Raw genomic sequence first — 12252 nt, forward strand, 5'->3', positions numbered from 1 at the left:
CGGGTGCTGTGCGCTTCTGGTTGGAATGTGCGGCCTGCGCTGGCCGGCGCCGCGGACGGATGTCGCGGGCGGCGACACCTTATGTCACATGTATTGCGCATTGGTTTCATCAGAACCGATGGCGTCGGATCACGAACTTCAATCGCATGACATGCCAACGACGACCTGATCTGTCACAAGGCAGTCATGCGCCGATGAAAAAATTCTGACGCGCAGATGACGATCGCGACCGGAAACCAAGCACGTCGGTCGCGTCGTCCCTGACCCGCACCCACTTCTCCTCTCCCCTGCACGACGCGCCACTTCCCTGCGCACGCGTGCCAGCACGAGCGTGTCCAGACCATGAAGAAAACCTTGCTGGCGTCGGCGCTTGCCGTCGCTCTGATGCCGTCGGCCTGGGCGCAGGACGCGTCCACCGGAACCACGACGCAGCGCGAAGCCGCGCCGTCCGCCGCGATCGACCTGGACGCGGTGTCGGTGATCGGTCGTGGCGAAGCACGCCAGGTGCAGCGCATCAGCCAGAAGAATCTGGACATCCTGCCGCCTGGCACGAGCCTGCAGAAAGCGCTGAACGTGCTGCCGGGCGTCAACGCGCAGTCGGTCGATGCACTGGGCAGCAACGAGCAGTCCATGACCCTGAGCCTGCGCGGCTTCAACAGCACGCGCCTGGGTTACACGCTTGACGGTATCCCGATGGGCGACGGCGCGTACAACAACTACAACGGCCTGACCATCAACCGTGCGCTGATCTCCGAAAACATGGCCGGCGCCGAGCTGGCCGAAGGCATCGGCAACCTGGGCACGCCTTCGTCCAGCAACCTGGGCGGGACCATCAGCTACAGCTCCAGCAATCCGGACAAGGAGAGGGGCGCGCGCGTGACCCAGACCCTGGGCAGCGACCAGAACCGCCGCACCTTCGTGCGCGTGGATACCGGCGAGCACAACGGATTCTCTGCCTACCTGTCCGGCATGAATGCCAGCTCGGACCTATGGAACAACCAGAGCGCCTATAACGAATCAACCACCAAGCAGCTCAATGCCAAGGGCGTGTGGGCCTTCGAGCGCGGCCGCATCAGCGCCTTCGTCGATACCTCGCGCACCTCGCAGGCCGACTACTTCTACCTGTCCAAGAATGAGATGGGGCGCGGGCTGGGCTGGGATTGGGGCGGCTATGCGCCGGACTGGGACAAGGCCGTGGCCAAGGCCTATTGCAATGCCGCCAGCTACAACGCAGCCAGGTGCGATGCCAGCGGCCAGGACAAGGACGCCGATGGCGCCTTCACCGCCGGCCAGATCCTGCGCAACGACAACCTGTATTCGCTCTCGGGGGATTTCTTCCTGGGCGACACCTTCACCCTGCACGCGCTGGGCTACCACCACGACGACGATGGCGAGGGCCACAACTGGAACAGCGGCGCCTATTCCAACAAGGGCACCGCGCAGGAACTCCCCATCATCTTCCGCAACACGATTTATTCGATCGACCGCAATGGCGGCACGCTGGGCTTCGACTGGACCCTGGGCGACCACGTGCTGCAGGCAGGCGTGTGGTACGAGCGCAACACCAGCAGCGCCGAGCGTTACCAGACCACGGTCGATGGCCCGCGCGACATGAGCGGCATGAACAACAGCCAGGCCGACACCGGCGTGTTCGCCCAGCAGACCCGCTGGGAGACCAAGCAGGCCTTCGTCATGGACACCTGGCACCTGCTCGACGACCACCTCACCCTGGAAGGCGGCGCCAAGCTGCTGCATGCCACCGCCGATGCACGGGCCCTGCCCGGCACGGCCAGGACGCCGATTTCGCCGACCTCGAACAACCAGTTCTCGACCGGTTCGCTCAAGGCCAGCAAGTCGTTCCTGCCCAGCATCGGTGCGAACTACCGGCTGACCGATACCCAGGAAGTCTTCGCCAGCTTCGCCAAGAACATCGCCATGTTCCAGGGGGGCTTCAAGCTGGGTCCGCAGGCCGTCAGCCAGGCCACCTGGGACCAGCAGGCCACGCTGCAGCCCGAGGAATCGCGCACCCTGGAAGCCGGCTATCGCTTCAGCGGCGACACGCTGCAGGCCTCGCTGGCCGCCTACACGGTGCGCTTCGACAACCGCCTGCTGCAGTACAACCCCTGCGACTCGCGCCAGCCGGTCGGCCCGACCTGCGGCAACCGCTTCTACAACGTCGGCGGCGTCGACAGCCGTGGCGCGGAGCTGACCGTGATCTGGTCGCCCAGCGAGCACTTCAGCTGGTACAACTCGGCCTCGTTGAACCGCTCCACCTATGCGTCCAACTACACCCAGGCCGGCGTGGTCCAGCAGATCAAGGGCAAGATCCAGACCGACACGCCCAAGCAGATGTTCGCCAGCGAACTGACCTGGCGCGACGGTGGCTGGTACGCTTCGCTACGCGGCAAGTACACCGGCGAGCGCTTCTACACCTACACCAATGATCGCGGCTTCGGCGGCTTTACCGTGTTCGACGCGGCCGGCGGCTACGACTTCGGCCAGGTGGGTTTGGCCAGGAACGTACGCCTGTCGTTCAACCTCACCAACCTCACCGACAAGCGCTATGCCAGCAACCTGGATTCCAGTGTCTTCGCACCGACCGATGCCACCGGCTCGATCTATGTCTTCCATGCGTCCGCGCCACGCCAGGTGTTCGGCTCGATCGACGTGCGCTTCTGACCAGGCGCCGGGGCTGCACGCATGAGCGCGGCCCCATGGCTGCTGGCCGCCGCCGTTGCGGCCGGCGCGGTGTTCACCACGCCTCATGAAGTGACAACCCCGCCACCGCATGCGCTGAAGCTGGGTGGCAGGACCTACACCGACCAGGGCCTGGTGGCGGCCGGCGCGTTGCCGGCCGGCACGGTCGACTTCATGGGCGACACGCTGGGTTCGTTCTCGTCCATCGCGGTGCGCGCCGACCAGTGGCAGCGCACGGCTGACGGCTACGCGGGCACGTTGTGGACCCTGCCCGATCGCGGCCGCAATGATCCCGAAGCCGGCCTGTTCTACGACTACGCCGCACGCCTGGAGCGCCTGCGCCTTCAGCTGCGCCTGCCTGCTGCCGGCGCCAGGGCCGGCAACACCGTCACCCTGGTGCCCGACGGTGGATTGACCCTGCTTGATTTCGAAGGCCAGCCTTTCACCGGCGCCGATCCGGGCGAACACACCGTGGTCCAGCACGGCGTGACCCTGCCTTCGCCTGCGACCGGCGTGGGGGCAGGCAAGATTTCACTGGATGCCGAATCGCTTGAATTCACGGCCGACGGGCACTTCTACATCGGCGACGAATACAGCGCCAACGTCTATTACTTCGACCCAGGTGGCCAGCTGCGCGGGGTGATCGTGCCACCGGCGGCAATCGTGCCGCAGCGCGCGGGCAAGGTGACGTTCGATTCACTCAAGGCCCCGGATCGTGGCCGGCGCAACAACCAGGGCGTGGAAGGCCTGGGCCTGTCGCCGGACGGCACGCGCCTGTTCGTCGCGTTGCAGAGCGCGCTGGTGCAGGACTCCGCGCGTGGCGATGCCGCCGGCCGCATCAACACCCGCGTGCTGGTCTACGACGTCAGCAAGCAGGCCATTCCGGGCAGGCCCATCGGCCATTACGTGGTGCAGCTGCCGGCGTACGCGCACAAGGGCGATGGCGGCGCAGCCGACCGCACCGCGGCGCAGAGCGAGCTGCGGGCGTTGGACAACACGCGCTTCCTGCTGCTGGCCCGCGATGGCAATGGCCTGGGTACCGGCAAGCGCGATCCGCTGGTCTACAAGTCGGTCCTGCTGGTCGATACCACCGGCGCCAGTAACCTGGCCGGTTCGCGCTACGAAACCAGCGCGACCTCGCTGCTGGCTTCGCCTGGCGCGACCCGGCTCAAGCCCGGCATCACCCCGGCGCGCTGGAGCGAGTTCCTCAACCTGCTCGATCCGGCCCAGCTAGCCGACATCGGCATCGACCTGGACGCCGGCAAAGGCGGCCATCCCGGCCTGATGTCGGAAAAGTGGGAAGCCATGGCGCTGGTGCCGGCGCTTGACCCGGCCCATCCCGATGATCGGCTGCTGCTGGTCGGCAACGACAACGACTTCATCGCCCGCCAGTGCCGAATGCAGGGCCAGCGCTGCGATTCGGAATACGACAACGACAACCGGATCCTGGTTTACCGGATCACGCTGCCCGCCACGGGGAAGCCCACCAGGAAGCACTAGGGAAGGTCTGAACAACCCTGCTTTTGCTCGTCATTACCAGCCATTCGGCTGTTGAAAGCCCCGCAAAGGCGGGAACCTAGTGACTTTGCTTTCAATGACTTGAAGCCACTGGATCCCTGCCCCCGCCTTCGCGGGGATGACGGAAGTTGCTCAGGCCATCCTTGGAGCGAAGCAGCGCATTCAACGCGTTGCCGGATGCGGCGCCTTCGAATCCGGCAACGCTGCCTTCCGCCTCATGGCGGACCGTCATTCCCGGCCATCCGCATTCTGTCAGCGGCGCTCCCGGCTCATGACCCGGGACGTGGTTCCGCGTCAGGCGCCGGATGCGACGAATGTCCCTTGAAGCGTCGCGTCAGCCATTCGCCCAGGTCGTCGATCACGGTGAAGGCCGCCGGGATCACGATCAGGCTGAGCAGCGTGGAGGTCACCAGACCACCGATCACCGCGATCGCCATCGGCGCGCGGAAGCTCGAATCACCGGCGAATCCCAAGGCGATCGGCATCATGCCCGCGCCCATGGCCAGCGTGGTCATGATGATCGGCTGGGCACGCTTGCGACAGGCATCGATCAACGCCTCGTGCTGGGTCAGGCCATGCTCGTCTTCGGCGATCACCGCGTAGTCGACCAGCAGGATCGAGTTCTTGGTGGCGATGCCGATCAGCATCAGCAGGCCGATCAATGCAGGCAGCGACAGCATGTTCTGGGTCAGCAGCAACGCACCGAACGCGCCGCCAGCGCACAGCGGCACCGCGATCAGGATCGTGAGTGGCATCAGCGCGTGGTTGAACAACAGCAGCAGCACCATGTAGATGCAGATCACGCCTGCGGCCATCGCCAGCAGGAAGCCGACGAACAACTCGACGAAGACTTCCGCATCGCCGGTGTTGAGGAAGCTCACGCCCGGCGGCAGCTGCTTGACGCTGGGCAGCTGCTGCACGGTTTCCATGACATCGCCCAATGGCCGGCCATTGAGTTCGGCGGTCAAGGTCACATTGCGCTGGCGCTGGTAGCGCGAGATCTGCGACGGACCGCTGCCCATGCGGATCTCCGCTACCGCCGCCAACGGCACTGGGCCATAGCGGCCGGGCACGCGCAGCTGGCCGATCAGGGCGGCATTGGCCAGGGTCGATTCGGCGAACCCGACCCGGATCGGCACCTGCCGGTCAGGCAGGTTGAGTTTGGCCAGGCGCTGCTCGTAGTCGCCCGCGGTGGCGATACGCGCAGCCTCGGCGATATCGGCCGTGGACACGCCCATGTCGGCAGCGCGCGCCGAGTTCGGCACGATCTGGATTTCAGGGCGCAGCAGGGAGGCCGACGAGGTCACGCTGCCCAGGCCAGGAATGCCACGGACATCGCGCTCCAGCGCGGTGGCCGCTTCCTGCAGGCGCTGGGGGTCGTCGCCGGCCAGCACCAGCTGCAGTTGGTTGCCGGGTTCGGAGCTGACATAACTCACGCGCACGCCGGGAAGATCGGCCAGGCGCGCGCGCGCATCACGTTCCAGGGCACGCTGGTCGCGATCACGATGATCGGCCAGGCCCCAGTCCAGCACGAGCGTGGCCTTGCGCGGATCGGCCACGCCGGTCGTCGAAGGATCGCCCAGGTCCAGCACGCTGCCAACGGCGGTGTAGACCTGCTTGAGTTCGGGCATGTCCTTGAGCAGCGCGCGTGCGCGCTCGGCCACCGCCACGGTTTCCTGCAGCCGCGTGCCCGGTGGTAGTTCCAGGCTCAGGTTGCTGCGGCCCAGATCCGATTGCGGGATGAAAGTGGCCGGGATCAGCGGCACCAGCGCCAGCGAGGCGATGAACAGCGCCGTGGCGATCCACAGCGTGCGTCCGCGATGGCGCAACGCCGCGTCCACCCAGCCCAGGTACCACCGCATCAGGCGCGAATCGCTTTTCTCTTCGCCATGCGGCTTGAGCAGGTAGGCGGCCATCATCGGCGTCAGCAGGCGCGCCACCAGTAGCGAGAACAGCACCGCGGTCGCCGCGGTCCAGCCGAACTCGCGGAAGAACTTGCCCGCGATGCCCGGCATGAAGGCCACCGGCACGAACACCGCGGCCAGCGTCAGCGAGGTGGCGATCACCGCATTGCCGATCTCGCCGGCCGCCTCGGTCGCAGCCTCCAGCGGCGGCTTGCCCATGCGCAGGTGGCGGACGATGTTCTCGATCTCGACGATGGCGTCGTCGACCAGGATGCCGACCACCACCGACAGCGCCAGCAGCGTGATGATGTTCAGGGTGAAGCCAAACCAGTACATCACCGCGAAGGTCGGGATGATCGACAGCGGCAGCGCCAGCGCCGACACCCAGGTCGCGCGCCAGTCGCGCAGGAACAGCCACACCACCAACAGTGCCAGCAGCGCGCCTTCGTACAGCATGGTCATCGACGAATCGTAGGAGCGGTGCGTCTCGTCGATGGCGGTGGTGACCAGGCGGAAGTCGACACCGGGGTGCGCCTTCTTCAGCACATCCAGTGCTTCGTGGACACCCTGCTCCACTTTGACTTCGCTCGATCCCCGCGTGCGCGACATCGAGAACGCGACCACGTCCTTGCCGTCGAGCATCGCTGCTTCTGTTGGATCAGCCGCGGCATCGGTGACCCTGGCCAGTGCCGACAACCGCACCGCGCGGCCATCGGGCAGGCTGATGGAATAGTCGCGCAGCGCCTGCGCATCGCCAACGGTGCCGAGCGTGCGGATGGTCTGCTGCGCGCCGTCGAGTTCGGCCTTGCCACCGGCACGCTCGACCTGGATCTGCGCCAGCTGCTGCGAGACATCGCCGGCGGTCACGCCAAACGCCTGCAGCGCATTCGGATCCAGGTCCACCCGCACCTGGCGCTGCACGCCGCCCACGCGCGTGACCCGGGCCACGCCCGGCACGCCGTACATGGCACGCGAGATCTCGCGGTCCACCAGCCAGCTCGCCTCGTCCGGCGTCAGCTGCGGCGCGACCAGCGCGTAGGTCATCAGCGAGCCACCGATGTCGACCTTGGAGATCACCGGCTCCTGGATGTCCTGCGGCAGGTCGGTGCGGATGCGCGTCACCGCATCGCGCGTGTCGTCCAGCGCCGTGCCCAGGTCCGCTTCCAGCTGGAACTCGATGCTGGTCGTGCTGACGCCTTCGCTGACGGTGGACATCACCCGCTTGACGTTGGTGACCGTGGCCACCGAATCCTCCACCTTGCGGGTGACCTCGGCTTCGAGCTGGCTCGGCGAAGCGCCCGGCTGGGTCACCGTCACCACCGTCATCGGGAAGGCGATGTCTGGGAACTTCGCCACCGGCAGCTTGAAGAAGCCCCACAACCCCGCCACGCACAGGACGAAGAACACCATCAACGCAGGCAGCGGGCGACGGATCGCCCAGGCTGAGATATTCATCCGGCGATGCCCCCCTTCCCGGCCGGGACCACGCGCACGCGGTCGCCATCACCCAGGAAGCCAGCGCCGTCGCCGATCACCTGATCACCGGCCTTCAGGCCTTCGACGATCTCGACCTGGCCCTGCAGCGCCTGGCCGGTGCGCACGCGGCGGCGCTCCACCACGTCCTTGCCCTTCATGGTGAACACATAGCTATGTCCATCGCGCTGCACGACCGAGGTCGCCGGCACCATCAGGCCCTGGCCGTCACCCGTCACGACGCGGCCTTCGACATAGGTGCCGGGCTTGAGCGGGCCGGGCTCGGGCAGGTCCGCATAGACGGTGCCCGTGCGTGTCTGCGCATCGACGCCCGGAGTGATCGCGCGGACACGGCCTTCGATCTCGCGTCCGGCATAGGACAGCGCGACGGTGTTGCCGACGGCGATCTCGGACAGCTGTTCTTCGGGCAGCTCGGCGCGCCATTCCAGCCGGCCGTCGCGGATCAGGCGCAGCAGTTCGCTGCCCGCCGACACCACCTGCCCGGGCTGTACGAGCCGCTTGGAGATGATGCCGTCGGCAGGCGCGCGCAGCTCGGCGAAGTCACGCTGCAGCCTGGCGGCATCGCGTGCGGCGCGCGCGGTGGCACGCTGCGCTTCTGCCTGGGTGCGGGCCGCACGGAGTTCGTCCAGGTCGCTGACGCTGATCAGCTGACCGTCCGCCAGCTTCGCACCACGCTCCTGCTTGGCCTGCGCCAGGTCGAGCCCGGCCTGGGCCTGCAGCATCGAGGCTTCGGCCTGGGCCAGGTCACTGTCCAGGGTGCGGTGATCCAGTTGCAGCAGGATCTGACCCTTCCTCACCGACTGGCCCACATCCACATCAAGACTGGTGACGCGCTGGCCACTCAGTTCAACACCCAGCTGCATCTCTTCATAGGCGGACACCGGACCGGAAACGGTCACGCTGCGCGCCAGCGACTGCGGCTTGACCGGCACCAGGGTCACGGTCAATGCGGAGGAAGCCGCCGCCGGCTTGTCCTCCTCGGACGATCCGCACGCAGCGAGCAGCGGCAGGACGGCAAACAGCAGGGACCAACGCGAAAGATGTGCACGCATGAGGGGACCAGAATTCAGAAGGAGATGTCTGCTACCGCAGGGCGCTTGTCCGCGCACATGCCTGGCTGTCGCAACCAACGGGGTGGGGCGCAGGGCCCCTTGCACTACGGGGAAACCGGGGATGTCCTTGTCAGGCGTTGCGCGATGCCATCGAGCAGCAGATCGACGCCGTTCCTGAAGCGTATTTCGTACTCGGGCTCTGCCAGGAACTCCCGCGCACTCCAGCAATGCGGGAACCGCGCCTCCGCGAGCGCCAGGAATTCATGCTGCACGCTGTCCAGCGCATGCCAATCCTGCGGCAAGGCCTGTTCTTCGATCACGAAGCCCATCACGTAGTAGACCAGGTCCATCGCGGTCGCCGTGGCGAAGCCGACGTCGGCGCCTGCTTCAACCAGCGCGCCGATGCAGGTTTCGCCCACGCGCAGCACGTTCTCGGTCGCGATGAAGGTGCCTGCGTAGACCCGGGCGCCATCACGATGGGCCTTGAAGCCACTGCGGAATTCGTCCGCGACCTGGCGCAGCGTGGCGCGCCAGTGCTGCCCCTGCGGAACATCGCGGGCAACGTCGCGGATCAGCGCGTCGGCCAGCGCATCGATCAGCGCTTGCTTGCTCTTGAAATGCCAGTACAGCGACGGTGCGCGGATGCCCAGCCGGCACGCCAGCTTGCGCAGGCTGACGCCTTCGATCCCCGCCTCGTCCAGCAGGGTGAAAGCAGCCTCGATGATGTGTTCCTGCTTGATCGGACCGCGCACATCATTGACCTAACGCTGTTAGTGCGGCGCACTCTAACGGCGTTAGTTTCGGGGCGCAAGCCTTGCAGCGACAAGGAAACGCGCGTTACGTCGGGGGATCGCAACACCCGCAACCTTGCCCGGCCAATGGCGCGACGGCGGACGCCCAGGCCATGCCCGGGATGTCCGCCTGCCCTATTTCCGCAGGAACAGTCGGTACACCGGGTTGTCGGTTTCTTCCACGTAGGGATAGCCCAGCGCGTCCAGGAACTGGCGGAAGGCCTTGTCGTCGTGCTTCGGCACCTGCAGGCCAACCAGGGTGCGGCCGTAGTCGGCGCCCTGGTTGCGGTAGTGGAACAGGCTGATGTTCCAGTTGGGCCGCATCAGGTTGAGGAATTTCAGCAGGGCGCCGGGGCGTTCGGGAAAGACGAACCGCAGCAGGCGCTCGTCATGGGCCAGGGTGGAAAGACCGCCGACCATGTGGCGCACGTGCTCCTTGGCCAGCTCGTCGTGGGTCAGGTCCAGCGCGGCGAACCCGTGGCGCTTGAAATTGCCGGTGATCCTGGCCGACTCGCCCTTGCCGCGCGTGGTCAGGCCGACGAAGACATGCGCCTGCTGCGCGTCGCTGATGCGGTAATTGAACTCGGTGACGTTGCGCGGGCCACCAGGCAGGTCGCCGACCAGCTCGCAGAAGCGACGGAAACTGCCGCGCTCTTCCGGGATGGTGACGGCGAACAGCGCCTCGCGCTCCTCGCCAACCTCGGCCCGTTCGGCGACGAAGCGCAGCCGGTCGAAATTCATGTTGGCCCCGCACAGGATCGCCGCGTAGGTCGCGCCCTTGGTCTTGTGGGTGGCCGCGTACTGCTTGATCGCCGCCACGGCCATCGCACCGGAGGGCTCGACGATGCTGCGCGTATCAACGAAGACATCCTTGATCGCCGCGCACACCGCATCGGTATCGACGATCACGAAATCGTCCACCAGCCCGCGCGCGATGCGGAAAGTTTCTTCGCCAACCAGTTTCACCGCGGTGCCATCGGCAAACAGGCCGACATCACTCAGCGCCACGCGCTTGCGCGCGGCAATCGAGCGCACCATCGCATCGGAGTCGGCCATCTGCACGCCGATCACCTTGATCTCCGGGCGCACGGCCTTGATGTAGTTGGCCACGCCGGAAATCAGCCCGCCGCCGCCCACCGCGACGAAGATCGCATCCAGCGGCCCCTGGTGCTGGCGCAGGATTTCCATGGCGATGGTGCCCTGGCCGGCGATCACATAGGGATCGTCGAACGGATGGACGAAGGTCAGCCCGTGCTGCTGCTCCAGCGTCACCGCGTGTTCGTAGGCATCGGAATAGCTTTCGCCATGCAGCACCACCTCGCCACCGAGTGCCTTGACCGCGTCGATCTTCAGCTGCGGCGTGGTCACCGGCATCACGATGACCGCACGGGTGCCCAGCTTTTTCGCGCCCAGGGCGACGCCTTGGGCATGGTTGCCGGCCGACGCGCAGATCACCCCGCGCTTGAGCTGTTCGGGCGCCAGGTGCGCCATCTTGTTGTAGGCACCACGCAGCTTGAAGCTGAAAACCGGCTGCTGGTCCTCGCGCTTGAGCAGCACCTTGTTGCCCAGGCGCTGGCCCAGGTTGCGCGCCGGCTCCAGGGCTGATTCAACCGCGACGTCGTAGACGCGGGCGGTCAGGATCTTCTTGAGGTAATCGGCAGGCTTGAGGGTCTTGGTCATAGGCTGGCCATGCTACGGGACGCGACGCGGGACTGCGCGATTTTATGGGCAACGACGCACAGCCCAAGCCCCCCGTGCAGCAATGGCCAGACAGCTTGCGATGACGCGATGACATGCAGCGAGTGTCGCCCGATGGCATGCCATGCCCAGATGCGACGCATTGACGGGCGACTATCATGGGCCTGTCCCATGCGTACCGATGGCAATGCTGCTCGACTGGCTGAAAGATCTGATCGCAATCGTGGAGACCGGCACCTATGCAGCCGCGTCGCGCGTCCGCCACGTCACCCAGCCGGCGCTGAGCCGGCGGATCCAGGCACTGGAAGCCTGGATCGGCGCACCGTTGTTCGTCAGGACTTCCGCCGGAGTCAGGCTGTCGGACGCGGGAAACAGCTTCCTGCCCGCCGCACGCGACATCCTGCAGCGGCTGGAGAGCGCACGCGACGCGGCGCAGGCGGCGGCGTTCCAGCAACCGGGCGTGGTGCGTTTCTGCGCGACCAATGCACTCACCTTCAGCTTCTTCCCGGAGTGGATTTCCCGCCTGGAAGCGCTGCTGCCCGCACTGAAAGTACAGTTCACGACCCATCACCTGGAAGCGTGTGAGCACATGCTGATGAAGGGTGAGGCCGACTTCCTGCTCGCCCACCACCCTGCCGGTACGGCCGGTGCACTCGACCATCCCGACTACCTGCGCAAGGTGCTGGACGTGGACGTGCTGATCCCGGTCTCCGCGCCGGCAGGCACGCGGCCGCTGCATCGCCTCCCCGGTGCCCGGGATGCGCCCACGCCGTATCTGTCCTATCAGCCACAGGCCGGGCTGGGCAGGGTCGTGGACAGCATCGACGGGCTGATCCAGGCGAAGGCGCATCTGCAGCCGGTCTTCTCGACCCATGCCTCCAGCGTGGTCGCCGCCATGGCCATGCAGGGGCGCGGCCTGGGCTGGCTGCCGGAGAGCCTGGTCCGCGAGCAGCTGCAGCGGGGCGCACTGGTCCGCTCCGGCAGCCACGCCTGGGATGTGCCGATGGAAATCTGCCTGCACCGGAAAGCCGCGCCACTGGCACCGGCGGCCGAGCTGCTGTGGGCAGCGAGCGACCCGCAGAACGACTGAGCGGGCCG

General features: G+C 66.5%; 7 protein-coding genes. 3 read left to right on the forward strand and 4 right to left on the reverse strand.

Going from position 1 to position 12252, the window contains the following annotated elements; genetic code table 11:
- Positions 1 to 342 precede the first annotated feature (342 nt).
- On the forward strand, positions 343 to 2679 hold the full coding sequence (locus O8I58_RS09195) for a TonB-dependent receptor (protein ID WP_298322545.1): 2337 nt from the start codon (positions 343 to 345) through the stop codon (positions 2677 to 2679).
- Positions 2680 to 2700: 21 nt separating this feature from the next.
- Entirely contained in the window at positions 2701 to 4197 is a 1497-nt protein-coding gene (locus tag O8I58_RS09200; protein ID WP_298322548.1) for an esterase-like activity of phytase family protein, read from the forward strand.
- 287 nt (positions 4198 to 4484) lie between these two features.
- Here O8I58_RS09200 and O8I58_RS09205 read toward each other — a convergent pair whose 3' ends face one another.
- The 4 genes from O8I58_RS09205 to ilvA all read right to left on the reverse strand — a co-directional run bounded on the left by O8I58_RS09205 (position 4485) and on the right by ilvA (position 11136).
- Positions 4485 to 7574: an efflux RND transporter permease subunit gene (locus O8I58_RS09205; RefSeq protein ID WP_298322550.1), complete on the reverse strand. Its 3090-nt coding sequence runs from the start codon at positions 7572 to 7574 to the stop codon at positions 4485 to 4487.
- Positions 7571 to 8665 carry an efflux RND transporter periplasmic adaptor subunit gene (locus O8I58_RS09210; protein WP_298322553.1) on the reverse strand — a complete coding sequence of 365 codons (1095 nt, stop codon included), beginning with the start codon at positions 8663 to 8665 and terminating at the stop codon, positions 7571 to 7573. The genes O8I58_RS09205 and O8I58_RS09210 overlap by 4 nt, the downstream gene beginning before the upstream one ends.
- Positions 8666 to 8769: 104 nt before the next feature.
- A complete protein-coding gene (locus O8I58_RS09215) occupies positions 8770 to 9417 on the reverse strand; it encodes a TetR/AcrR family transcriptional regulator C-terminal domain-containing protein (protein ID WP_298322556.1) in 648 nt (215 codons plus the stop codon).
- Between the two features lie 174 nt (positions 9418 to 9591).
- Positions 9592 to 11136, reverse strand: coding sequence for a threonine ammonia-lyase, biosynthetic (gene ilvA, locus O8I58_RS09220; RefSeq protein WP_298322559.1), 1545 nt, complete (start codon positions 11134 to 11136; stop codon positions 9592 to 9594).
- Between the two features lie 199 nt (positions 11137 to 11335).
- Between ilvA and O8I58_RS09225 the strand changes: the two genes are divergently transcribed.
- A complete protein-coding gene (locus O8I58_RS09225) occupies positions 11336 to 12244 on the forward strand; it encodes a LysR family transcriptional regulator (protein ID WP_298322562.1) in 909 nt (302 codons plus the stop codon).
- Positions 12245 to 12252 lie beyond the last annotated feature (8 nt).

It is taken from the genome of Pseudoxanthomonas sp., from assembly GCF_027498035.1.
Taxonomy (GTDB): domain Bacteria; phylum Pseudomonadota; class Gammaproteobacteria; order Xanthomonadales; family Xanthomonadaceae; genus Pseudoxanthomonas_A.

Coding starts and splice junctions, on each gene's coding strand:
- O8I58_RS09195 (WP_298322545.1), top strand. CDS start 343: ATGAAGAAAACCTTGCTGGCGTCGGCGCTTGCCGTCGCTCTGATGCCG.
- O8I58_RS09200 (WP_298322548.1), top strand. CDS start 2,701: ATGAGCGCGGCCCCATGGCTGCTGGCCGCCGCCGTTGCGGCCGGCGCG.
- O8I58_RS09205 (WP_298322550.1), bottom strand. CDS start 7,574: ATGAATATCTCAGCCTGGGCGATCCGTCGCCCGCTGCCTGCGTTGATG.
- O8I58_RS09210 (WP_298322553.1), bottom strand. CDS start 8,665: ATGCGTGCACATCTTTCGCGTTGGTCCCTGCTGTTTGCCGTCCTGCCG.
- ilvA (WP_298322559.1), bottom strand. CDS start 11,136: ATGACCAAGACCCTCAAGCCTGCCGATTACCTCAAGAAGATCCTGACC.
- O8I58_RS09225 (WP_298322562.1), top strand. CDS start 11,336: ATGGCAATGCTGCTCGACTGGCTGAAAGATCTGATCGCAATCGTGGAG.